The sequence below is a fragment of the Kitasatospora sp. MAP12-44 genome (assembly GCF_029892095.1).
GTDB lineage: Bacteria > Actinomycetota > Actinomycetes > Streptomycetales > Streptomycetaceae > Kitasatospora.
This window is the reverse complement of sequence record NZ_JARZAE010000004.1, coordinates 1,731,296-1,753,106: the sequence shown is the minus strand read 5'-3', so window position 1 is coordinate 1,753,106 and position 21,811 is coordinate 1,731,296. Positions and strand designations below refer to the sequence as shown.

Annotated in this window: 17 protein-coding genes and 1 pseudogene; 4 read left to right on the top strand and 14 right to left on the bottom strand. The window is 72.5% G+C overall.

The genetic code is table 11. The annotated features are described in order from the left end of the window. Nucleotides 1–2: 2 nt before the first annotated feature. From P3T34_RS39880 to P3T34_RS08405, 7 genes and pseudogenes are all read right to left on the bottom strand, one after another. Nucleotides 3–806 (bottom strand): GNAT family N-acetyltransferase, encoded by an 804-nt coding sequence (locus P3T34_RS39880; protein ID WP_348534641.1) that lies wholly within the window; start codon nucleotides 804–806, stop codon nucleotides 3–5. Between the two features lie 205 nt (nucleotides 807–1,011). Continuing rightward, nucleotides 1,012–1,182: a hypothetical protein gene (locus P3T34_RS08430; protein WP_280665376.1), complete on the bottom strand. Its 171-nt coding sequence runs from the start codon at nucleotides 1,180–1,182 to the stop codon at nucleotides 1,012–1,014. Further along, the gene (locus P3T34_RS08425) at nucleotides 1,179–1,622 is read right to left on the bottom strand and encodes an ATP-binding protein (RefSeq protein WP_280665375.1); all 444 of its coding nucleotides are present in this window, start codon (nucleotides 1,620–1,622) and stop codon (nucleotides 1,179–1,181) included. The genes P3T34_RS08430 and P3T34_RS08425 overlap by 4 nt, the downstream gene beginning before the upstream one ends. Before the next feature lie 213 nt (nucleotides 1,623–1,835). Beyond that, nucleotides 1,836–2,382 (bottom strand): annotated as a pseudogene (locus P3T34_RS08420) (HAD domain-containing protein). Nucleotides 2,383–2,396: 14 nt separating this feature from the next. After that, nucleotides 2,397–2,999, bottom strand: coding sequence for a class I SAM-dependent methyltransferase (locus P3T34_RS08415; RefSeq protein ID WP_348534750.1), 603 nt, complete (start codon nucleotides 2,997–2,999; stop codon nucleotides 2,397–2,399). A gap of 77 nt (nucleotides 3,000–3,076) precedes the next feature. Beyond that, complete coding sequence (locus P3T34_RS08410) at nucleotides 3,077–3,967, bottom strand: phosphotransferase (protein WP_280671897.1); 891 nt, start codon at nucleotides 3,965–3,967, stop codon at nucleotides 3,077–3,079. A 127-nt stretch (nucleotides 3,968–4,094) separates the two neighbouring features. Next, on the bottom strand, nucleotides 4,095–4,844 hold the full coding sequence (locus tag P3T34_RS08405) for a hypothetical protein (protein ID WP_280665373.1): 750 nt from the start codon (nucleotides 4,842–4,844) through the stop codon (nucleotides 4,095–4,097). Nucleotides 4,845–5,118: 274 nt separating this feature from the next. Between P3T34_RS08405 and P3T34_RS08400 the strand changes: the two genes are divergently transcribed. Next, nucleotides 5,119–5,577 (top strand): hypothetical protein, encoded by a 459-nt coding sequence (locus P3T34_RS08400; protein ID WP_280665372.1) that lies wholly within the window; start codon nucleotides 5,119–5,121, stop codon nucleotides 5,575–5,577. A gap of 14 nt (nucleotides 5,578–5,591) precedes the next feature. Here P3T34_RS08400 and P3T34_RS08395 read toward each other — a convergent pair whose 3' ends face one another. Then, nucleotides 5,592–6,212 (bottom strand): HAD-IA family hydrolase, encoded by a 621-nt coding sequence (locus tag P3T34_RS08395; protein WP_280665371.1) that lies wholly within the window; start codon nucleotides 6,210–6,212, stop codon nucleotides 5,592–5,594. Further along, nucleotides 6,209–7,198, bottom strand: a complete 990-nt coding sequence (locus tag P3T34_RS08390) for a hypothetical protein (protein WP_280665370.1) — start codon at nucleotides 7,196–7,198, stop codon at nucleotides 6,209–6,211. The genes P3T34_RS08395 and P3T34_RS08390 overlap by 4 nt, the downstream gene beginning before the upstream one ends. Before the next feature lie 538 nt (nucleotides 7,199–7,736). Here P3T34_RS08390 and P3T34_RS08385 point away from each other — a divergent pair. After that, complete coding sequence (locus P3T34_RS08385; RefSeq protein WP_280665369.1) at nucleotides 7,737–8,735, top strand: ATP-binding cassette domain-containing protein; 999 nt, start codon at nucleotides 7,737–7,739, stop codon at nucleotides 8,733–8,735. Next, complete coding sequence (locus P3T34_RS08380) at nucleotides 8,735–9,592, top strand: ABC transporter permease (RefSeq protein WP_280665368.1); 858 nt, start codon at nucleotides 8,735–8,737, stop codon at nucleotides 9,590–9,592. Before P3T34_RS08385 ends, P3T34_RS08380 begins: the two co-directional genes overlap by 1 nt. A gap of 38 nt (nucleotides 9,593–9,630) precedes the next feature. On the opposite strand, the gene metG is transcribed toward P3T34_RS08380, so the two are convergent. The 3 genes from metG to P3T34_RS08365 all read right to left on the bottom strand — a co-directional run bounded on the left by metG (nucleotide 9,631) and on the right by P3T34_RS08365 (nucleotide 13,837). Next, nucleotides 9,631–11,340 carry a methionine--tRNA ligase gene (gene metG / locus P3T34_RS08375; RefSeq protein WP_280665367.1) on the bottom strand — a complete coding sequence of 570 codons (1,710 nt, stop codon included), beginning with the start codon at nucleotides 11,338–11,340 and terminating at the stop codon, nucleotides 9,631–9,633. A 108-nt stretch (nucleotides 11,341–11,448) separates the two neighbouring features. Beyond that, entirely contained in the window at nucleotides 11,449–13,098 is a 1,650-nt protein-coding gene (locus P3T34_RS08370) for a carboxylesterase family protein (RefSeq protein ID WP_280665366.1), read from the bottom strand. 79 nt (nucleotides 13,099–13,177) lie between these two features. Continuing rightward, nucleotides 13,178–13,837 carry a response regulator transcription factor gene (locus P3T34_RS08365; protein ID WP_280665365.1) on the bottom strand — a complete coding sequence of 220 codons (660 nt, stop codon included), beginning with the start codon at nucleotides 13,835–13,837 and terminating at the stop codon, nucleotides 13,178–13,180. Nucleotides 13,838–14,142: 305 nt separating this feature from the next. On the opposite strand from P3T34_RS08365, the gene P3T34_RS08360 reads away from it, so the two are divergent. Further along, a complete protein-coding gene (locus P3T34_RS08360) occupies nucleotides 14,143–17,250 on the top strand; it encodes a BTAD domain-containing putative transcriptional regulator (RefSeq protein ID WP_280665364.1) in 3,108 nt (1,035 codons plus the stop codon). Here P3T34_RS08360 and eccCa read toward each other — a convergent pair. Continuing rightward, complete coding sequence (gene eccCa, locus P3T34_RS08355) at nucleotides 17,230–21,255, bottom strand: type VII secretion protein EccCa (RefSeq protein ID WP_280665363.1); 4,026 nt, start codon at nucleotides 21,253–21,255, stop codon at nucleotides 17,230–17,232. The two genes, P3T34_RS08360 and eccCa, sit on opposite strands and share 21 nt — an antisense overlap. Next, nucleotides 21,255–21,761 carry a YbaB/EbfC family nucleoid-associated protein gene (locus P3T34_RS08350; protein WP_280665362.1) on the bottom strand — a complete coding sequence of 169 codons (507 nt, stop codon included), beginning with the start codon at nucleotides 21,759–21,761 and terminating at the stop codon, nucleotides 21,255–21,257. Before P3T34_RS08350 ends, eccCa begins: the two co-directional genes overlap by 1 nt. Nucleotides 21,762–21,811 lie beyond the last annotated feature (50 nt).

Sequence of the window (21,811 nt, the reverse complement as noted above, 5' to 3'; positions counted from 1 at the left end):
CGCTACGCCTGGTCGAAGGTCCAGACGAAGACCACCTGCTTCTCCTCCGGGCTGCCTCCGGCGCGGCGGTAGGTCGCCCGTGCCGCCGCGTTGTCCTCGCCCGTGATCACCCACATGCCGTAGCAGTTCCGTCCGCGCGCCAGGTCTGCGAGCGCCGACACCAGGGCCCGGCCGACACCGCGCCCGCGGAACGGCTCGTCCACGGCCAGCTCGTACAGGAACATCTCGGTGCCCTTGTCCGGGTCCGTCATCTCGACACCGACCACCATCCCCGCCGGGACGTCATCGACATAGGCGATCAGGAGGTGGTGCCGCTCGTCCGCCAGAAACCTCTCGGTCGCCGCCGGCAGCGGAGGGCCATCGAAGAGATGCCCGGCGTCCTGGACAGCCCCGGCCCGAGTGATGCAGCGGATCTCCATGGGGGGATCGTGCCAGGTCTCGGCGAGCCGCACCGGCTCTGCCTGGGGCCCGGCGTTGCGGAGAACGGACCAGGCGGTGACCGCCGCCGCCTCCGCCGGGCAGCTCAGCTCCGCCCAGGCCGCGACCGCCCAGACCGCCATCACCAACGGAGTGGCCAGCATTCGCGCCGGCCAGCCCGCCGACACCACCGGCATGCCCGGATCGATCGCGACGGTGTTCCAGAGCCTCAACGCCAACCTCACGTTCACCCGTACCGACGACGCGGTGGTCCCGGCCGAGCTGGCGGGCAAGGTGCCGGCGAGCACCAAGGTCATGGTGACCTGCGGCACCGCTGACACCCAGGTGCCATGCTCGACCACCGGGCCGCTGGTCGACGCCCCCGCCACCACCAAACACCCTGGCCCCCGCCGCCCAGCAGGCTATCCACAGCTTCGACCAGCTCTGGCAGTGATCGGGCCCAGCCGGCCCCGAGCGCAAGGACGGCCGGCGAAGCGGCACGGGGAGCGCTCGGCCGACCACGGCCGCTGCGGTGCCAGGACGTCGGCCCCATCGACTTCTCGGTACCCGTGCGCCCGTCCGCGCGGGATTCACTCACGCGGGCAGATCCCGGTCCGGGCAGTGCGCTGCCCCGCACTCGCACCGGGGCCAGTCCGATGCCGTGGGTCGCCGGGAGGCGCGGGCGGCCAATTGCGGGTCGTAGTCGTCCAGTGGGTTGTTGGGCGCCGGCGGCTCGTGGTCGGGCGCGCGGTTCGTGGTGGTCACCGGGCTTCTCCCTCGACGGCCGGGCCGCATTCGCCCCAGACGATCTTCCCCACGTCGAGCCGGGGGCAGCAACCCCAGTGCAGGCAAAGGGACTTCGCCAGGAGCAGGCCACGCCCCGACTCGTCCTCCCCGGTCGCCGCACGAAGCACCGGCGACCGGTCGGCCCGCGCGTCGTGGACCTCGACCCGCAGTCGGACCGCGTCCACCTGGAGGGAGAGCCGCATCAGGCGGCCCCGGGGCGTCCCGTGAAGCACGGCGTTGGTCGTGAGTTCGGAGACCACCAACAGCCCCACGTCGAGGAAGCGGTGGCCGCCGTCGACCTGCGTCAGCAGGTCGGCCAGCATCCGTCGGGCCACCCCCGGCGATCTCCGACTGCGCGGCAGCCAGCAGTTGTTCTCGGCGGCGGGGGAGAGGGGTTGTCTGTCGAGCGATTCGAGCATGGCGAAGCAGCCTTTCAGGTGCAATGACTGATACGCGATCAGGACCGAACAGTGGTCCTGGTGATGGGCAGGCCAAGGCATGAGGATGCCCGGCAACGAGTCGGCATGATCATCTGTGGTGAACGTTGGACTATGCCAAGGTGCAGAGCGGCCCAGCTGGCCGTGCGGCAGTGCCGAGCCGATCTCGGTCCGGTGCCGCGTGGCGGGCCGTCATCAGGCCACCTCCTTCACGGCGGCGGGGTCGGCGGCCCACTCGAGTGCGGCCATGACGTGCTCGGGCTGGATACCGGTGTGCGGGTGGGGCTGGATCAGCAGGGTGGGGTTGCCGAAGGCGGTGCGGTCGGCGGCCCACTGGTGGTCGAGCGGGGTGAAGTCGTCGTCGATCCACACCGCGGGGCCGGTGGCGAGCCAGTCGGCGACGTGGTTGCGCTTCCAGAGGTAGCCGTCGGGGTGGCTGGTGGTGATCGGCAGGTTGGGCAGCTCGATGTGGTCGAAGTCGGGCACGCCCAGCAGCGGGGGCGATGATGCGGCGGGCGTCGAAGCGCCAGCTGGTGCACCAGATGGGGCGGATAAGGCCGGTGCCGATGGCGTCGGCGATCAGCTTGCCGTGGTCGGGGTTGAGCCAGACCGCGAACGGGTCGGGGACGTCGGCGGTGCGGACGAGGTGGCGGGTGCGGGTCGTCGGGGTGCTGCCGTCTGCGGCGGGGAACGGGATGAGGACGCCGTCGATGTCCAGCAGCAGGTACGGGGGTTGGGGCATCGGTGCCTCCCAGGTCAGGAGTTTCGGGGCTTGCATGCGGTGATGAGCAAGGTGGTGGGCCAGGGCGAGTCGGACGGCGCGAAGTGGTGCTGGAGGTCGGTGACTTGCAGGCCTGTGCGGCTGAGCGTCCGGGCCCAGGTCGCCGGGTCGAGTTCCCAGCGCTCGACGGTGGCGGTGCCGCCGCCGGGCAGGGCCATCACCTCGCGGGTTCGGGGGGTGCGGGGGATGACGCCGGTCCGCTGCGGGTGCGGGACGGAGAAGGCCAGGACGCCGCCGGGCGCGAGCCGGCGGGAGGCGGCGTTCAGCAGCGGGGCGGGTTCGGTCAGGCCGATGGCGCCGAAGACCGAGACGATCGCGTCGAGCGGGACACTGCCCCGGGTGAGGTGGCCGAGCGCGGTGCCGAGGTGGAACAGGGCACCGGTGTGGCCGTAATGGGCCAGGGCTCGGCGGATCTGCCCGGCCGAGCTGTCCACGCCGATGATGCGGGCGCCGACGCCGGCGAGGTATGCGGCGTTGTGCCCTGGGCCGCAGCCCAGCTCGATGATCCGGTGCCCGGCAAGGTCGTCGCCTAGGAGTTCGGCGCTGGGGCCGATGCCGGGCAGCTGGGTCCACTCCATGCGGGCCGGTACTTCCAGAGGCCCTGGCGGGGCCTGGGCGAGCCGGGCGGTGGCGTGGGCGTCCCAGAAGCTGCCGGTCACGCTTCCAGCAGTCGAACGGCGGCCTCCAGATGTCCCTTCACGACCTCGATGTAGGCCGGGTCGTCGGCAGGGTTGTTGATCCAGCGGTGGGCCTGTTCCATGAACCACTCGCTGGCCCAGAGGCGGTGCCAGCCGAGCGCCCATGCCTCGGGGGCCAGGCCGCCGCGTTCGGCGAGCGCGTCGCGGTGGCCGCCGGCGGCAACGTACGCCTCGATGAGGCCGCGGAGCCGGGCGGGGTCGGGGGTGTCGATGGTGCCGTGCCAGGAGGCCAGGTCGAGCAGGCTGGGGCCGGTGAACGCGCGGGCGAAGTCCAGCAGGAACCACGCGTCCTGGCTCAGATGGAGGCTGGTGGGGTGGAACTCGGAGTGCACCCAGCCGAACGGTGCGAGCTCCGCGCCCCTCGCGCGCTTGGCACCGGCGGCGGCCAGGACGGTGAGCGACTGGGCGATCTCCTCGGTGCCCTCCAGCCAGCGGCCCGCCTCGCGCAGGCGCCGCAGGTGGGCGAGTGCGAGGGCGGGCAGTGCGGCGAGCGCGTCCTCGTCCATCACCGGCAGCCAGTCGATCGGCTCGGCCTGGTGCAGGGCGACGGCCGCCACGATGCCGTCGGTGTCCCCGGCCTCGCGGACGGGCTCGCCCAGGTCTTCGATGACCATGCCGAGGGTGCCGTCGCGGCTGATGGAGCCGTGGACCTCGGGCACCGGGATGCCTGAGCGGCGGGCGGCCTTGAGGATCTGGTCCTCGGTGGCGAACGGCTCGACGGCGTACTTGTAGATGGCGGTGTCGCCGTCGGGGAAGGTCAGGCGTTCGACGCCGGACATGTCCCAGACCCGCATCTCCTGGCGGGTGGGCTGGCGGCGATGGGTGCTGGTGCAGATGTCGGTGAGGATGGCCGTGACGAGGCTCTTGTCCACGGTGGGGCTCCAGGGCGTTCAGGGGCGATGGTGGTGGGGGCGGGGTTGCCAGGGTCCGGGACGGCGGCGCCTGCCGCCCCGGACCCCTTGGTCAACTCAACTGTCAGGCCGGCGTCACGCGGTGGGAGTAGACCTGGGTGATCCAGTCGCCCCGCAGCTGGGTCAGCTCCCGGTTGAACGCGGCCATGGCGGTGCCGTAGGGGGCGACGACGCCGCCGGACTGGCTGGGCTTGGACTGGCAGCCGTGCACCAGCCGACCGCCCAGCGCGGTGTGGGCCTTGATGCCCTCGATCCGTCGGTGCTCGTTGAACCAGCCGCCGTGGTAGACCTCGTCCAGCATCTCGCCCATGTCGGTGTCCAGGTCGAACACCACCGACGTGGCGGCGGGGAAGAACCAGCACGGGCCGACGTTGGAGATGTGCCCGTCCAGCTCGACCTTGTTGAGGGCCATGAAGACCGCCGCCTCGCGGAGCATCTTCAGGTGCTCGGCGGTGATCTGCGGCAGCCCCAGACCGGCCAAGTGCTCTTCGCGGAAGAGGTAGGCGTACACCTCGTGGGCGATCGTGAGGACCTTCGCCGCGTCGCTGGTGCTGGTGGCATTGGCCTTCACGAAGTCCAGGGCCATCTGCTCCAGCGCGGCCACCTCGGTCTCGTCTGCGTCCAGGATGCCGTTCTTGACGGTCGCCCAGTCGATGACGAGCCAGGTGTTGCTCTCGAAGCGGAAGAAGTACTCCGCGGGGTTGAGGGTGATGCGCTTGCCGTCCACGGCGATGCCGGGCAGGCGGTTCCAGCGCGGGTCGAACGCCTCCGGCAGTTCGACCGTGATCGTTGCGGTGTCGATGGTGGTGGTCACCTGTGTCTCCGTTCCGGGTCGGGCACCCGAGTTGGGGTGCCAGTGCGGCTTGGCCCGGCCGCCCCGGATCGGGGTAATCCTGTCTCGCCCTGGGCGACCTGAAGGCAACAGTGCCGCCCCGGCGAGAGCCGTATCCGCAGCCGGGTTGCGAACCCGCAGCCCGGTTGCGGGTCGGTCTAGACCTGTATCTCGATATGCCTGGTCGGCCGCAGTGAAACAGTGCATCAGCGCGAGGCCCCAACCGCCCGGTCGAGGCACTGGGTAGGGTCGCGGCATGACGGCAGCCAACGCGAAGTGCGAGGCGACACGGCGGGACGCCACACCTTGCCAGAAGGATGCGGTCTGGCGGGTCAGTTACACGGCGAAGCGCCCGGCAGAGACGGCGATGCACCGCCTTTGCTGTCACATGCACCTGGGCCAGATGACTCAGGAGGCGGTGTTCCCGTCCGGCGCGATCTCCATCACGCTTGTCCCGGTGAAGGCAGGGCCTGGCGAGAGCACCTTCAAGGCGTGGGAGCCCACCTCGTACTACTGCGACCGTCACCAACTCGGTCCCCGGCCTGGCGTCGTCCCGACGATGCACTGTGTCCCTGGACAGTGGTTCGGGGTGCTCGGCCCGGACGGCGCCCGCGTCGGCGATGAGTTGGCGTGCGCGGTGCAGGCGATGAACAACGCGTATGCCATGGCCAGATATAGCGGTCAGACGTACGTGGCCGTGCTCCTCGACTCGTGATCAGCGAGGTAGGTTTACCGCAAGGGCACGCCCAGCAGGGCCTCGACCTGCCGTACTGTCTCAGTCGGATCTGTCGCGTGGATGGTGGCGATGCCGAGTTCTTCGGCGGGCGCGAGATTACGGGCCGTGTCGTCCACGAAAACGCAAGCGTCCCCGGGCAGGTCCATCAGGTCGAGCATCGTGCGGTACAGGACCGGGTCGGGCTTGCGGGTCTTGTAGTGCTCGGAGATCAGCACGGTGTCGTACATCCGCTTGATGTCGTAGCCGTCGTAGATGTCGTAGGGCTCGGTGCCGAGGCTGTTGGAGAAGATCCCGACCTTGACCCCGGCGGCCCGTGCGGCTTGGGCCGCTGCGATCACCGACGGCTCCGGGTGCAGGTCCTCCAGGACCCGGCCGAGCAGGTTGGTGCCCTCGATCCCGAGCAGTTCGCCCGTCCGCTCGTTCCACTCCCGCTGAGTGATCGCCCCGCGCTCCAGGTCCGCGTAAAGCGCAGTGCCCTCGGGGTGCTTGGCGATCACCGACAGGAAGGTGCCCTCGGGTAGACCGGCGCGGCGGTCGAAGCCGAGCGCGCAGGCTGCAACGCTGGTGGTCAGCACCCCGCCGAAGTCGAGGATCAGTCCTGTGCGGCGGGTCATGCGGCACTCCCGGCGGTCTTGAGAAGGGTTCGGGTGTCGATCACGTGCTCGCCCAGCGACCGGACGGCAGCGGTGCGATGGGGGCGGAGGCTGCGGTGCAGCTCGGACACGCGGCGCAGGGTCTCGCGGTGCTGGACTTTCTCCACCAGGTCCAGTGCGGCCTGCCCGTCGGCGCACGCGGCCTCGACGTTTTTGGCGCCAGCGTGGGCCTCGGCTCGGGAGATGTAGGCGGTGCAGCGGTGGCGCATCATCTCGTCCGGCAGCCGGTCGATCGCCTGGTCCAGGGAGGGCAAGGCCTCGCGGTAGCGGCCCAGGCGGACCAGGTCGCTGCCCTCGTAGGCGTCGGCCTTGGACAGGTCGAACCAGGCGATCCCGCCCCAGCGTTCGTCGTCCATCGGCCCGGACAGCAGGGTGCGGGCCTCCTGGAGCGAGGAGCCGAAGCCGTGGTCATCGCCGGTCGAGGCGTACATCTCGGAGGCGACCGCGTTCGTCCAGGCCACCATCCGCCGCGAGGCCCCGCGCTCGGCGTGGTCCACTGCGGCGAGCGCGTAGTCCAGCCCGCTGTCCGGGTCGCCGCCGTAGGAGGCGTTGAAGGCACGGCCGCCCAGGACGAGGGCCAGCAGCTCGGGGCTGTCGATCTCCTTGCCGATCTCGTAGCCCAGGTCCATATAGGAGTCCGCCTTCTGGCGGTCGGCCAGGTCCAGGGAGAGCAGGCAGGCCGCCAGGCATGCCATCTCGGCCATGTGCGCGAGCAGCGATGTCCGCAGCTCGGCTGGCTGGTCCTTGGGTCGCAGGGAGAGCACCAGGTCGATCTGGCTGTGCGCCACCGGCACCAGGGTGGCCGCCGGGAAGCTCTTGTAGGAACGGCGGTAGAAGGCGCCGTTGGACCGCAGCTCGTCCACCGTCTCGCGGTCGAGGGTGCCCCGGGACGGCTCGGCCGCTCGCGCTTGGGTATCAGGGGACAGGCCGGCGAGTGCAGTGGTCACGCCAGCAAGGGCACCGAGGTTGAACGTTCGTCGCAGCACAGCATCTGAGCTTTCCGCATCGGGCCTCGCCGTACGTGGCGAAACCGGAGAGGGCCGGTGTGATCTGAGTGACGGCACGTCAACTCCCGCCGTCGGATAGCGCATGTCGAACGCTAGTAGATACGGCGTGGCCAACTCCAGCAGCCCGGCCAGCTTTTCGGCCGTCAGCACGCTGTCGAGGGCGATGGCCCCTCGCTCCACCTGCGAGACCCACGACTCCGAGCGCTCGACCAGGTCGCCAAGGAATGCCTGCGGCCACCCCTTCCGTTTACGAGCCTTTGCGATGCGCGAGCCGATCACCTTGTCGAGCTCTGCCACAGGACAACCCCAAGTCCGTGTCCGAGAAACTACCGACGGCAACCGTACGGCTGGAGTCGTTCTGTTGACAGGGGAACGGCCCGGGATACCTCGACCGAGCGAACCGATCCGGCGGTTGCTCGGGGTGGGGTGGCGGAGGATTGTGGAGGGGTGGTGGTGGGCGCAGGAGTGAGGTGGCGCGGTGGCGACGGCGGAGCGGGCCGGAGTGGTGGGGACGGCGGCGGGTGATGGGGAGCCGGTGATTCGTACCGCCGGGTTGAGCAAGGTGTACCCGAAGGCCGTGGAGCCGGCGGTGGACGGGTTGGATCTGGCGGTGCGGCGCGGGGAGTTGTTCGGGCTGCTGGGGCCGAACGGGGCGGGGAAGACCACGACGGTGGGGATGCTCACCACGCGGGTGGTGCCCACGGCGGGGGCGGCGTGGATCGGGGGGATCGACGTCGTGGCGCGGCCGACGCTGGTCAAGCAGGTGATCGCGGTGGTGTCGCAGCAGAACACCCTGGACCGCTCACTCACCGTGCGGGAGAACCTCTACTTCCACGGGCTGCTCTTCGGCCTGCCCGCCCGCGAGGCCCGCCGCACGGCGGACGCGCTGCTGGAGCGGTTCCACCTGGCGAAGTGGGGCGACGCCTCGGTGTTCGCGCTGTCCGGTGGGATGGCGCAGCGGTTGATGGTGGCGCGGGCGATCTACCACCGTCCGGCCGTCCTGTTCCTGGACGAGCCGACCGCCGGGCTCGACCCGCAGAGCCGGTTGGCGCTCTGGGACATCCTCGGCGAGCTGATCGCCGACGGTCAGACCATCCTGCTCACCACGCACAACATGGAGGAGGCCGACCAGCTCTGCGACCGGGTGGCGATCCTGGACCACGGGCGGGTGCTGGCCCTGGACACCCCGGCCGCGCTCAAGCAGGGCGTCGAGGCCGACACCGTGGTCACCGTCCAGGCGGGCGGGGACCCGGCGGCGCTGGCCGCGCTGCTGTCGCGCGAGATCGCCGGGGTCACGCAGACCCGGCTACGCGGCAGCGGAGTGGAACTGCAGGTCAAGGGCGGCGCGAACCGGCTGCTGCCCCGGGTGCTGAGCGCCGCCGAGGCGGGGGGCTACGAGGTGGCCGATCTGTCGGTCGCCGAGGCCACCCTGGAGACGGTGTTCATCAGTTTGACGGGGAAGGAGCTCAGGGACTGATGACCACTGCCATTACGGTCCAGCCGACCCGCTCGGTGTTCGCCGCCAGCCGCTCCGCGCTCGGCGCGCTGATCAAGCGCGACCTGCTGGTGCTGCGCAAGCACGCCGCCGAGTTCGCGGCGCGCACCATCATGCAGCCGCTGCTGCTGGTGTTCGTGTTCCTGTATGTCTTCCCGACCATCGGACAGGGGGTCGGTGGGGGCGGCGGCAAGGCCGGTGAGTCAAACTTCGCGACGGTGCTGGTGCCCGGGGTGGTGGCGATCACCATCATGTTCCAGGGCATCCAGTCGGTGGCGATCCAGCTCTCCCAGGAGTTCGGCTACACCCGCGAGATCGAGGACCGGGTGCAGGCGCCCTGCCCGCTGTGGCTGGTCGCGGTCGCCCGGGTGCTCTCGGGCGCGACCCAGGGGCTGATCTCGGCGATCCTGGTCTTCCCGATCGCCGCCGTGGTGCACGCGCCCGGCGTCCAGGCGCACCTGTCGGTGCACTGGTGGGTGGTGGTGACCCTGATCCCGCTGGCCTGCCTGGCGATGACCTCGCTGGGGCTGGTGCTCGGGACGACGTTCGAGCCGCGCAACATCGGCCTGATGTTCGGCTTCGTCGTCCTGCCGCTGGTCTTCCTGGGCGGTACGTACTACCAGTGGACCAAGCTGTCGGCGGTCCAGGTCGGCGGCTTCCCGTGGTTGCAGACCCTGGTGCTGGTCAACCCGCTGATCTACATCGCGGAGGGGATGCGGGCCGGGCTGACCGAGGCCTCGCACATGCACCTGTACATCGTCTACCCGGTGCTGATCGGGTTCTGCGTGCTCTTCCTCAGCCTCGGGCTGCGCAACTTCCGCCGCCGGGTGCTCTCCTAGCGAAGTCAGCGAAGGGAGCACCCGACGGCGGCAGCGGCCTACTGGGCGCCGAAGCGCTCGCGCCAGGCGGCCAGGTCGTCGTCGGTGATCTTGGCGAAGAGCACCGGCGGGACGGTGAACGGCGTGCCGGCGGCGACGAAGTCCAGCGCGGCGGCTTGCTCCGCGCTGACCCAGGTCGGCTCGTCCGTCACGCCGGGCGCGAAGACGGCCCGCATCGCGGCGCTGGTGGAGGGGATGAACGGTGCCGAGACGACCCCGTACAGGTGGATCAGGTTCATCGCGGTGCGCAGCGTCAGCGCGGCGCCCGCCTCGTCGGTCTTGATCTCCGTCCAGGGGGCCTTGGACTCCAGGTAGGAGTTGCCCGCGCTCCACAGCGCGCGCAGGGCCTGCGAGGCCTTGCGGAACTGCAGGGCGTCCAGGTGCTGCTGGTACTCGGCGAGCAGGCCGGCGATCTCCTCGCCGAGCCGCTGCTCGGCCTCGCCCGCCGGGTTGCCGACCGGGACGGTGTCGCCGAAGCGCTTGAGGCTGAAGGAGAGCACCCGGTTGACGAAGTTGCCCAGCGTGTCGGCCAGGTCCTTGTTGACCGTGGTGGAGAAGATCTCCCAGCTGAAGCTGGTGTCGTCGGACTCCGGTGCGTTGGCCATCAGGAAGTAGCGCCAGTAGTCGGCGGGCAGCAGCTCGAGCGCGGCGTTGGTGAAGATGCCGTGCTGCTGGCTGGTGGAGAACTTGCCGCCGTAGTAGTTCAGCCAGTTGAAGGCCTTGACGTAGTCGACCTTCTTCCACGGCGCGCGGGTCCCGATGATGGTGGCCGGGAACATCACGGTGTGGAACGGGACGTTGTCCTTGGCCATGAACTCCGTGTAGCGCACGTCGTCCGCCTGGTACCACCAGGACTTCCAGTCGCGGTTGGCCGGGTCCTGGTCGGACCACTCCTTTGTCGCGCCGATGTACTCGATCGGGGCGTCGAACCAGACGTAGAAGACCTTGCCCTCGGCCGCCAGCTCCGGCCAGACGTCGGCCGGGACGGGCACGCCCCAGTCCAGGTCGCGGGTGATCGAGCGGTCGTTGAGGCCCTCGGTCAGCCACTTGCGGGCGATCGAGGAGGCCAGCGTCGGCCAGTCCTTGCCGTGCTCGTCGATCCAGGCCTCGACCTCGCCGGCCAGCTTGGACTGCAGCAGGAAGAGGTGGGTGGTCTCGCGGACCTCCAGCTCGGTGCTGCCGCTGATCGCCGAGCGCGGGTCGATCAGGTCGGTCGGGTCCAGCAGGCGGGTGCAGTTCTCGCACTGGTCGCCGCGGGCCTTGTCGTAGCCGCAGTGCGGGCAGGTGCCCTCGATGTAGCGGTCCGGCAGGAACCGGCCGTCGGCCACCGAGTAGACCTGGCGGATCGAGCGCTCCTCGATGAAGCCGTTGGCCTTCAGCTCGCGCGCGAACTCCTGGGTGATCTCGCGGTTCTGCTGCGAGGAGCTGCGGCCGAAGTAGTCGAAGGAGAGCTCGAAGCCGTCGTAGATCGCCTTCTGCGCGAGGTGCTGCTGCGCGCAGAACTCGTCGACCGGCAGGCCGGCGGCCTTGGCGGCCAGCTCGGCGGGGGTGCCGTGCTCGTCGGTCGCGCAGATGTAGAGCACGTCGTGGCCGCGCTGGCGCAGGTAGCGGGAGTAGACATCCGCCGGGAGCATGGACCCGACCATGTTCCCCAGGTGCTTGATCCCGTTGATGTAGGGAAGCGCGCTGGTGATCAGGTGTCGAGCCATCCTGGGAAGCTCCCATTCCTCTAGGTGTCGCGCGTCGGGCTCCGCACGGAGCGTCGGGCGCTGGTCGGCGGCCGTCGCCGGGGAAAATCGGCGGCCCGCGCGCCGGCGTCACCTGGAAGGGTGCTCGACGCCACGGGCTGTCGTCATTCTATCGGCCATGGCAGGGCAGCCCCTACCGAGTTGTTCAGCCCGCTCGAGCTCGCTCCCGGGCGCGGCGGTGGCGGTCACGTCGAGCGCGGCCATCGGGTGGTCCGCCCAGATCCGCCGGGCGGCCTCCTCGGGGTAGCGGACGACGGCCGGGGCGGCGCCGAAGACGCGGGTGAGCCGCCGCTCGGCGTCGAAGGCGGGCCAGCCGGGGTCGCCGGTGCGGGCGAAGGCGGTCCAGGCCCGCCGGATCGCGGTGCCGAGCGCCTCGGTGCGGGCGCCGGGCGGGTCCGGGTAGAAGGGGTTGGCCTCGCAGAGCCGGTAGTTGCCGAAGACCAGCGGGGTGTCCGCGCCGTGCGGTGCGCCGACGGCCCCGAAGTCGCCGTCGGCCGGCAGGGCGGTGGCGAGCTGGTAGAGATAGGCCGCGCCGCCCGCCCGGGCCTGTGCCTCGGCGAGCTTGAGGGAGGGCATCCGGAAGTACCAGTCGGAGTTGACGTCGTCGAACAGCGCCCCGGCGTCCGCGAGCGGGTGGGCGGCGCGGTAGGCGGCGGCGCCGTCCGGGCCGGGGGCGAAGAGGCTCAGGGAGAGCGCCGCCGCCTCCTCGCTGACCTGGCCGAGCCGATGGCCGGCCGCGGTGCGGAAGGCGAACTCGTCCTTGGTGTGGCCGATCACCAGCGCGATGGAGCGCGCCGCGCCGGCGGCCAGCGCGCTCCACGGGTCGGTGGGCAGCACCGTGCCGTCGACGACGGGGGCGTACGGGGCCAGGGTGCCGATCGCCCGCCCCCAGCGGTGCGCGTGCCGGGAGAACCCGGACGCCAGCCGGCAGCCCGCCGCCACCAGCAGCTGCGGGTCGGTGTCGCGCAGCGCGTCGGCCGTCGGCGCCGCGCCGAGGTCGGCGGCGAGTTCGACGGCGATCTCGCGGGCCAGCGCCGCGCTGAAGAAGGTGCCCGGCACGCTCTGCAGGATCGCCCGGTGCAGCAGTCCGGCGGCTGCGGGCATCGCGAGCAGCGCGGCGATCGATCCGGCGCCGGCGGACTGCCCGAAGACCGTCACCCGCAGCGGGTCGCCGCCGAAGGCCGCGATGTTCTCGCGGACCCAGCGCAGCGCGGCGACCTGGTCGAGCAGGCCACGGTTGGCGGGCACGCCGTCCAGCTGGGCGAAGCCCTCGGCGCCCACCCGGTAGTTGCACGAGACCACCACGGCGTCGCCCTCGCGGGCCAGCCGGGCGCCGTCGTAGGTCGGCACCGAGCAGTCGCCGCTCTGGTAGGCGCCGCCGTGGATCCAGACCAGGACGGGCCGGTCGCCCGCGCCGGGCCCGGGAGTCCAGACGTTGACCGTCAGCCAGCCGTGCTCGTCCGGGGAGCCGGGGGAGGTGGGCGCGCGGGTCGGCGGCGCCGTACCGAACGAGGGTTGCGGCGGCGGCGGACCGAAGGCGGCCGCCTCGCGCACCCCGGACCAGGCCGGCACGGGGACGGGCGCCGCGAACCGCAGCCCGCCGACCGGCGGGAGCGCGTACGGGATGCCGCGGAAGACGGCGACGCCCTCGCCGGCGCGGCCGCGCACGGTGCCGGCCGCAGTGCGGACCTCGGGATCCGGCGGCACGAGCTGGGTCATGGCTGCCCTCTCGGAGCGGTCTGGGCGCGGTGGCCCGGCAGCAGACTGCCCCGAGAGGTACTGGCAAAACCCTAGATATTTAGATGTAGCCCTTGCGCAGGGCGAAGGCGACGGCGTGGGCGCGGTTGCGCAGGTCGAAGCGGGTGGTGATGCCGTGCAGCACGTTCTTCACGGTCCGCTCGGAGTAGCAGAGCCGGCGGGCGATCTCCGCGGTGTCCAGGCCGTCGGCCAGGTGGCGCAGGATCTCGATCTCGCGCTCCGACGGTTCGGCCACCGCCCAGCCCGGGCCCTCGGGCGCGCGGCGCTTCAACCGGCCGACCTGGTTCAGCACCCGGCCCAGCAGGTCGGCCGGCAGGGCGTTCTCCCCCCGCGCGGAGGCCCGCACCGCGCGCAGCAGGCTGTCGGGGTTCGCCTCGTGGCGCCAGACGACGCCGCCGACGCCCCAGGCGACCAGGTCCATCAGCTGGGTCTCGGTGAGCCGGCCGATCACCAGCACCACCCGGCCGGCCCCGCCGTTCGCCAGCCGCCGCAGGCGCGTCGCGGCCGGCTCGTCCAGCTGCTCGTGGACCACCAGGTTCACCGTGTGCTGCGGGCCGCGCTCGTCCTCCGAGAGGAAGACGCCGGGGGCGTGCCGCAGCTGGCCGGCCGTGCCGCTCCTGGTGATGGGGTCGTCGGCGTGGATTCGTACCACGATCGCCGAAGTGCCGACAGGGTGTTCCAGCACCTTGTGCATGATCATGGGCTCCCATCCGATGAGGTCGGGTCGCATCCCGTTCCAGGTCGTCGCCACCGTACCCAGCGGCCGATCAACGCGGAGTCACCGAGCACCGCGCACCGCTCGATGAACCAACGTCCAGGCGTTTAACGGGCGTTGATCGCCTGCGACGAACCAGTCGGCTCAGGCGTCCTGATAGGGGGAAAGAGCCCGGGACGCAGCGGGGTGGAACCCCCGGGAGCTGCGGCTATTCTGATCGATCCGGGGGCGGCGCGCGCATGAAGGCGGGGACGGCAGTGGCGGAAGTGCGGTTCACAGTGCTCGGCCCGATGGGGGTGGATCGCGACGGCGTCGCCCTCGCCACCGGCTCCCCGCAGCAGCAGGCGATGCTCGCCACGCTGCTGCTGCGGCCCGGTCGCAGCGCCGGCATCGGCGAGCTGATCGACGCGCTCTGGGGCGAGGAGCCGCCGCAGGCCGCCACCGCCACTATCCGTACCTACGCCTGGCGCTGGCGGCGGATCCTGGAGCAGGACCGGGAGACCCCACGGTTGCTGGTCTCGGCCGGGGACGGCTACGAGCTGGTGGTGCCGGACGAGATGATCGACGCCCGGCAGGCGGTGTCGCTCACCACGCGGGCCGCCGGCGAGCAGGCGGCCGGCGACCTGGCGGCGGCTGCGGCCCTGCGCGACCAGGCGCTCGGGCTGTGGCGCGGCGAGGCCCTGGTGGGGATCCCCGGCCCGTTCGCCGAGCGCCAGCGCGCCGAGCTCGGTGAGCTGCGCGCCGACCTGCTGGAGGAGCGCTTCGACCTCGACCTCACCCTGGGGCGGGCCGCGCTGGTGGTCCACCAGCTGGCGGAGTTCAGCGCCGCCCAGCCGCTGCGGGAGCGGCCGTACGCGCTGCTGATGCGGGCGCTGTGCCGGATCGGGCGGCGGGCGGACGCGCTGGCGGTGTTCCGCAGTGCGCGCGGCTATCTGGTGGAGGAGCTGGGGATCGAGCCGGGGCCGGAGCTGGTGGACCTGCACCGGCGGATCCTGGCCGGTGACCCCGCGCTCGGCGGGGCGGCGCCGGTCGTGGTCGGCGCCGACGAGCCCGAGCCTGAGTCCGAGCCTGAGCCTGCGGACGCCGCCGACGTGGACATCGAGCCCGAGGACGTCGACGGCCTGACCGCCGAGCCCGTGACCGCCGAGCCGGTCATCGCTGACCAGGCCGTCGCCGTCGAGCAGCCCGCGGTCGCCCCGCGCGCCGAGTCGCCGGCCGGGCCGTCCCAACTGCCGCCCGGCGCGACGGACTTCACCGGCCGGGCGAGCTCGGCGGCAGCGCTCTGCGCGGCGCTCACCGAGACCGGGCGCCAGGCGCTCGCCGTGGTGACCCTGTCCGGCATGGGCGGGGTCGGCAAGAGCACGCTGGCCCTGCACGTCGCCCACCGCGTCCGCGCCGACTTCCCCGGCGGCCAGCTCTACGCCGCCCTGCACGGCTGCGACGGCGTGCCGGCCGACCCCGGCGACGTCCTCGCGGGCTTCCTCACCGCGCTCGGCCACTCCCCGGACTCACTGCCCAGCGGCGTGGAGGGCAGGTCGGCGCTCTTCCGCTCGCTGACGGCCGACCGGCGCCTGCTCGTCGTCCTGGACGACGCCCGGGACGCCGCCCAGGTCGGGCCGCTGCTGCCGGGCTCGGCCGACTGCGCCGTCCTGGTCACCAGCCGCCCCCGGCTGGTCGGCCTGCCGGTCGCCTTCCACACCACCCTGGACGTCTTCGACCCGGTGGACGCGCTGGACCTGCTGGGCCGGGTGATCGGGCCCGACCGGATGGCCGCCGAGCGCGAGGCCGCGCTCAACCTGGTCGGCAGCTGCGGCTTCCTGCCGCTGGCCGTCCGGATCGCCGCCGCCCGGCTCTCCTCCCGGCCGTCCTGGACCGTCCAGACGCTGATGGCCCGGCTGGCCGACGAGCAGCGCCGGATCGACGAGCTGCGGATCGGCGGGCTGGCCGTCGACGCGGTCTTCGAGCTGAGCTACCAGCAGCTGGGCCCGGCCCAGGGCCGCGCGTTCCGGATGCTGGCGGTGTTCGACGGCCCCGATCTCGGGCTGAGCGCCGCGGCCGCCGCGCTGGCGGTCGAGGAGACGGAGGCCGAGGACCTGCTGGAGGCGCTGGTCGACATCGCGCTGCTGGAGTCCCCGGCGCCCGGTCGCTACCGCTACCACGACCTGCTGCGCTCCTTCGCCCGCGGCCGGGCCCGCAGCGAACCCGTCGAGCAGGCACAGGCGTTCGGGCGGCTGCTGGAGTTCCTGCTCGCCACGGCCTGCGAGGCGTTCCAACTGGCGATCCCCGGCGACCCGGTGGCGGGGGTGCTCGGTTCGCTCGGCTCGCCGGGCCTGGGCCTGAGCGACTTCGCCGCGGCGCGCGCCTGGGTCGCCGCCGAGTCGGAGGGCATCGTCGCGCTGGCCGTCCAGGTGGCGCAGGACGCGCTGGCCGAGCAGGGCGGTGCCGGCCGGAGCCCGCAGGGCGCACACCTCCCGCACAGCCCGCAGTCGCGCCGGCTGCGGATGGCCGTCGACCTGCTGATCGCCCTCTGCCCCTTCGAACAGGACGCCTGGTACGGGCGGTTGGCGCCGGCCGCCGACCTGCTGGCGCGCAGCGCCGCGCTGCGCGGCGACACCCAGGCCGAGGGCCGGGCCCGCTTCCTGGCCGGGACCATCGCCCTGCGGGCCACCCGCCTTGAGGAGGCCGAGCGGTCCGAACGCCGTGCCGCCGAGGCCTGCCGGGGTGCGGGCGACGTGGTGATCCTGCGCCAGGCGCTGAACGACCTCGGCCTGATCGCCTACCTGCAGCACCGCTACGACGAGGCGGTCGTCCACTACGACGAGGCGATCATGCTCGCCCGCCAACTGGGCCACCGCTCGGGCGAGGTGGCGACCACGGTGAACGCCGCGCTCGCGCTGGTGCGCAGCGGCCACCCGGCCGAGGCGGTGCCCGCCTGCGAGGGCGTGCTGGCGGACATGCGCCGGATGAACGACCACACCGGCACGGCCTACGCGCTCTATGTGCTGGGCCTGGCGCAGCACGGCCTGGGCCGCTACGAGGAGGCCATCGCCTGGTACGGCGAGTGCCTGGCGGTGTCCGTCGAGGCCTCGATGCTGGACCGCGAGGCGCAGGCCCGCACCCGGCTGGCGGACAGCCTGCGGGCCGTCGGCCGCCTGCCGGAGGCCCGCGAGCAGGCCGAGTCGGCCCTGCGGATCTGCGAGCAGGCCGGCGCCGGCCGCGACCAGGGGCACGCCCTGGTCGCGCTCGGCCGCATCCTGACCGGCCTCGGCGACCGGGAGCACGCCCGGAGCTGCCTGGAGCAGGCGCACACCCTGTTCAGCGACCTCGGCCTGCCGGACGCCGCGGACGTCCGGACCCTCGTGGATGATCTCGCTGCCTCAGGCTTCGTCCGGCGGTAGAGCCAGCTGGATCACCGTGCTGGGGTGCTTGCGGCGCAGCAGGACGCCGCGGCCCGGCGGGCGCAGGGCGGCGCGCTCGTTGCCGAGCAGCACGCCCTCGCGCGGGTCGCCGGAGAGGATCAGCCCCGCGGTGCCCAGCTCGCGCACCCGGCCCAGCAGCGGTTCGGTCAACTGGGTGCGACTGGAGCCGGCCACCCGGCGGGCGGCCACCAGGTGCAGGCCGATCTCGCGGGCCTGCGGGAGGTAGTCCGCCAGCGCCGCCAGCGGCGACTGGCGGTTGCCGCCGACCAGGTCGTAGTCGTCCACCACGAGGTAGAACTCCGGCCCGGTCCACCAGCTGCGCTCGCGCAGCTCGCGGGCCGTCAGCCTGGCCGGGGGCAGCCGCTCGGCCAGCTTGGCACCCACCTGCTCGACGTAGACGCGGGCCGCGTTGGAGTCCCCGGCGTAGGCACCGAGATGGTCCTCGGGGACGCCGCCGAACAGGCCGCGCCGGTAGTCGAAGACCACGAAGCGGGCCTCGGTGGCGGGCTTGCGGGCGGCCAGCTGGGCCATCCACATCCGCAGGAACGCGGACTTGCCGGAGCCAGAGTCGCCGTAGACCAGCAGGTGTGACTCCTCGCCCTCCAGATCCAGGTGGACGGTGGACAGGTCGTCCTCACTGATCCCGATCGCCGTGCCCGTGATCTCCTGCGGGCCTGCCGGGGCCGGGAGTTCGCGGATCTCCAGGCGCTCGGGCAGCATCCGGACGCCCGGTGCGGGAGTGCCCGACCAGCCCGCCGCGATCTTCGCGAGGGCGTCCTGCTGCGCGTCCGCCAGGCCGTCCGCGGTGTCCATCCCGTCCAGGCGGGGCAGCGCCAGCTGGAAGACCAGGCCCTGCGGCGAGAGTCCGCGACCGGCCGGCGCGCCGACCAGCTGACGGGCGGCGCGCCGGTTCAGCTCGGAGTCCGCCGGATCGTTGAGCCGCAGCTCCAGGCGGGCCGAGAAGGCGTCCCGCAGGGCCATCCGCAGATCGGCCCAGCGGTTGGCGGTCAGCACCAGGTGCACGCCGACGCCCAGGCCCCGGCCGGCGATGTCCAGCACCGCCGCGTCGATCCCCTCGATCTCGCCGCGCGCCGCACCCCAGTGGTCGATCACCAGGAAGACATCGGCGGCGCGGGTGCCGGCGGGCAGCTCGCCCGCCTCCCGGCGGCGGCGGAACTCGGCGACCGAGTCGATACCCGACTCCCGGAAGAGCCGTTCGCGTTCGCCGATCAGCTGGGCCACCTCGGCCAGCGCCCGGCGCACCCGCTGCTCGTCGTGCCGGCCGGCCACCCCGCCCACGTGCGGCGCCCGTTCGAAGGGCTGCAGCGTGCCGCCGCCGAAGTCCAGGCAGAGGAACTGGAGTTGGTCGGGGGTGTGGGTGAGCATCGCGGACATCAGCAGTGAGCGCAGGAAGGTGCTCTTGCCGGACTGCGGAGCGCCGACCAGCGCCAGATGGCCGTGCTCCTTGGCGAAGTCCGGTACCAGCGGCTGCTGTTGCTGGCGCAGCGGGATGTCGAGGACGCCGACCGGGATCTTCAGCTCGCCGTGCTGCGGCCACCACTCGGCGCTCAGTCCGCGACCGGGATGCACGGCCACCGGGCCGGTCAGCGCGTCCAGTGGGAGCGCGCCGGGCAGCGGGGGCAGCCAGACCTGGTGCACGGACCGGCCGGTGCGGGCTATTCGCTCGACCAGCACCTGCATCTCGGTCGGCCCGGGCAGCAGCGGGCGAGGCCGCTCGCGGCCCGCCGGCTCGACCACGGCGTCCGGGTCGGGCGCCGTGCGCAGCCCGAAGGCGGCCACCGCCACGCTGCCCGAACCGAGTTCGGCCGCGCGCTGCTCGGCCGTCAGGTGGGCGCCGGAGACATGGGCCACCCTGAACCGTTCGAAGACCGTCTCGGCGACCTTGAGATAGGCCGAGCCGGGGATCGGCGGCAGCCGGTAGGCGTCCGGGGTGCCGATCACCGTACGGGACTCGGCGGCGGAGAAGGTCCGCAGGCAGATCCGGTAGGAGAGGTTGGAGTCCAGACCGCGCAGCCGGCCCTCCTCCAGCCGCTGGGAGGCCAGCAGCAGATGCATGCCCAGGCTGCGGCCGACCCGGCCGATCTGCACGAACAGCTCGATGAAGTCCGGCCTCCCGGTGAGCAGTTCGCCGAACTCGTCGACCACGATCAGCAGGTAGGGCAGCGGCTCCAGCGGCCGGCCGTCGGGCCCGGTCTGGCCGGCCGCCCGGCGCAGCTGGTACTCGCGCACCGAGTCCAGGTTGCCGGCGTCGCGCAACATCCGCTGGCGGCGCTGCTGTTCGCCCTGCAGCGCGTCGCGGACCCGGTCCACCAGCGCCAGATCGTCCACCAGGTTGGTGATCAGGCCTGCCACGTGCGGCAGTTCGGTGACCCCGGCAAAGGTCGCGCCACCCTTGAAGTCGACCAGCACCAGGCTCAGCAGTTCCGGGGAGTGGGTCGTGGTCAGGCCGCTGACCAGGGTGCGCAGCAGCTCGCTCTTTCCCGAGCCGGTGGCGCCGACGACCAGGCCGTGCGGGCCCATGCCGCCCTGCGCCGACTCCTTGAGGTCCAGCGTCAGCGGCCGGCCCTCGCCGTCGAAGCCGATCGGCACGTGCAGCACGGCCTCGTCGTCCGGGGCCACCCAGTGGTCCTCGGGCGTGAAGGTGTCCAGATCCGTCACGCCCAGCAGGGCGGGCAGTGAGACGGTCTGGGCGAGGATCTCCTCGCCCTCGGCGGACAGCCGCAGCGGGGCCAGCGCGCGGGCGATCGCCTCGCACAGCTCGGCCTCCGGCTGGTCGGCCACCGCGTCGGTGACCTGCGCGGCCTGCTCGGCGCGCCGGCCCTCGACGGTGAGCGCGCCGTCCGCCGCGACCTTGACCCGGACGTCGGCCCTGGTCGGCTCGTCCGACTCCTGCTCCACCACGCAGACCACGGTGATCGCGGTGGCCGGCCCGGCCGCCTCCAGCAACTGGGTGGCGATCGCCGAGCGGGCCCAGGCGCTGCGCGGGTCGTAGCGGTCCAGGAAGACCACCAGGCGCTGGCGGGTGTCAGCAGCGCCGCGGTCCGGGGTCAGGCGGCGGCTGGACTGCTGCTCGCGGGCCGCGGTCAGCCGCGCCTGCAGGTGGTCGGCGATGCCCTCGAAGTCCTCGGCGACCAGTGGGACCACGCCCGCCTCGCCGAGGGCGTCGGGCTCGTGGGTGTGCGGGAGCCACTTGGCCCAGGCCCAGTCCTCGCCGGCGGTGGCGACCGCGATCGCCACGTCGTCCGGGGCGTGGCCCACCGCGAGCTGGCAGAGCACGGCCCGGGCCAGCGCCCTGGCCTGCGGCGCGGGGCCGAGCACGCTGACCACGCCGGCCCGGGCGAGGTCGATCACGGCGGGCTGCCGGCCGACCGTCGCCATCGAGCTGATCAGCTGCTCGGCGGCGGTCTTGGCCCGGGCGTCGTACTCCACCGTGGGGTCGTTGCGGGTGGCCAGCCGGATCGGGGTGGCCAGCGGGGCCTTGCCGACGCCCAGGCGCACCTTCAGGAAGTCGGCGTCGCTGCTGCGCCGTTCCCAGACCCGGCGCCGACGAGCAGCTATGGCGCGCAGCCGGTGCGGCGAGGGGTGCTGCCAGGCGGCCACCACGCGCTGATCGGCGGCCACTTGGCGAGCTACCCGGCGGACCTCGATCAGGTGTTCCAGGTAGCGGTCCCGGGCGCGGGTCTTGGCCTTGCGCTGGGTGCCGCGCATCTGCATCCGGACGCCGACGGTGACGCCGATCGAGAGCAGCACGAAGGAGATCCCCAGCAGGATCAGCATCTTCTTGCCGGCCACGATCATGTAGCCGGCCATGCTGACGCTGGAGAGCAGCGGCATCAGCAGCATCACCCAGGAGGCGTTGGAGTCCTTGCCGGCGGGCTGCGGGGGTGCGGACAACACCACCGCATCGGTGGGGAGTTGGGGCGGGTGCACGCGGGCCGGGCGGTGGAAGACGATCCGAGACATCAGACCTCCCGGACGGGGGCGAAGGCGGTGGTCGGGCGCTTCGGGGGCACCAGGGCGGGGGTACTCGAGGTGGGGGCGGCGGACTCCCTGGCGGGTGCGGTTCGGCGGCGGGCGCCGAGGGTGGGCGGCGCGGGGAAGGCCGGCAGGGTCGGCGGGACGGCGGGCCGGGCGGACTGCCGGATGCCGTCCAGGATGCCGTTCAACTGCGAGGTGACGGCGTTCAGTTGCTCGGCGCCCCGGCGCACCGCGCTCTGGTGGGCGCTCTGCACGGCGGCCACCACCAGCTCGGCGAGCCCGTCGGGGTCCTCGGGATCGATCACGGACGAGTCGATCCGCAGGTCCAGCAGCCGGCCGTCGGCCGCGACGGTGGCTGCCACCAGGCCGCCCGCGTCGTGCCCGGTGGCCTGGGTCTGCGTCAGCTCGTGCTGCACGTCGCGCATGTCCGCGTAGAGGTGCTGCGCGCGCTGCCTGAGGGCAGCGAGGTCCGGCTGTCCGGGGTCAGGCATGGGCCGTGCTCTCTTCTCGTACGGGCCGGTGCGGACCACCACCGCACCGG

Coding starts and splice junctions, on each gene's coding strand:
- P3T34_RS08350 (WP_280665362.1), bottom strand. CDS start 21,761: ATGCCTGACCCCGGACAGCCGGACCTCGCTGCCCTCAGGCAGCGCGCG.
- P3T34_RS08370 (WP_280665366.1), bottom strand. CDS start 13,098: ATGACCCAGCTCGTGCCGCCGGATCCCGAGGTCCGCACTGCGGCCGGC.
- P3T34_RS08425 (WP_280665375.1), bottom strand. CDS start 1,622: ATGCTCGAATCGCTCGACAGACAACCCCTCTCCCCCGCCGCCGAGAAC.
- P3T34_RS08400 (WP_280665372.1), top strand. CDS start 5,119: ATGACGGCAGCCAACGCGAAGTGCGAGGCGACACGGCGGGACGCCACA.
- P3T34_RS08360 (WP_280665364.1), top strand. CDS start 14,143: ATGGGGGTGGATCGCGACGGCGTCGCCCTCGCCACCGGCTCCCCGCAG.
- P3T34_RS08415 (WP_348534750.1), bottom strand. CDS start 2,999: ATGGAGTGGACCCAGCTGCCCGGCATCGGCCCCAGCGCCGAACTCCTA.
- eccCa (WP_280665363.1), bottom strand. CDS start 21,255: ATGTCTCGGATCGTCTTCCACCGCCCGGCCCGCGTGCACCCGCCCCAA.
- P3T34_RS08380 (WP_280665368.1), top strand. CDS start 8,735: ATGACCACTGCCATTACGGTCCAGCCGACCCGCTCGGTGTTCGCCGCC.
- metG (WP_280665367.1), bottom strand. CDS start 11,340: ATGGCTCGACACCTGATCACCAGCGCGCTTCCCTACATCAACGGGATC.
- P3T34_RS08365 (WP_280665365.1), bottom strand. CDS start 13,837: ATGATCATGCACAAGGTGCTGGAACACCCTGTCGGCACTTCGGCGATC.
- P3T34_RS08395 (WP_280665371.1), bottom strand. CDS start 6,212: ATGACCCGCCGCACAGGACTGATCCTCGACTTCGGCGGGGTGCTGACC.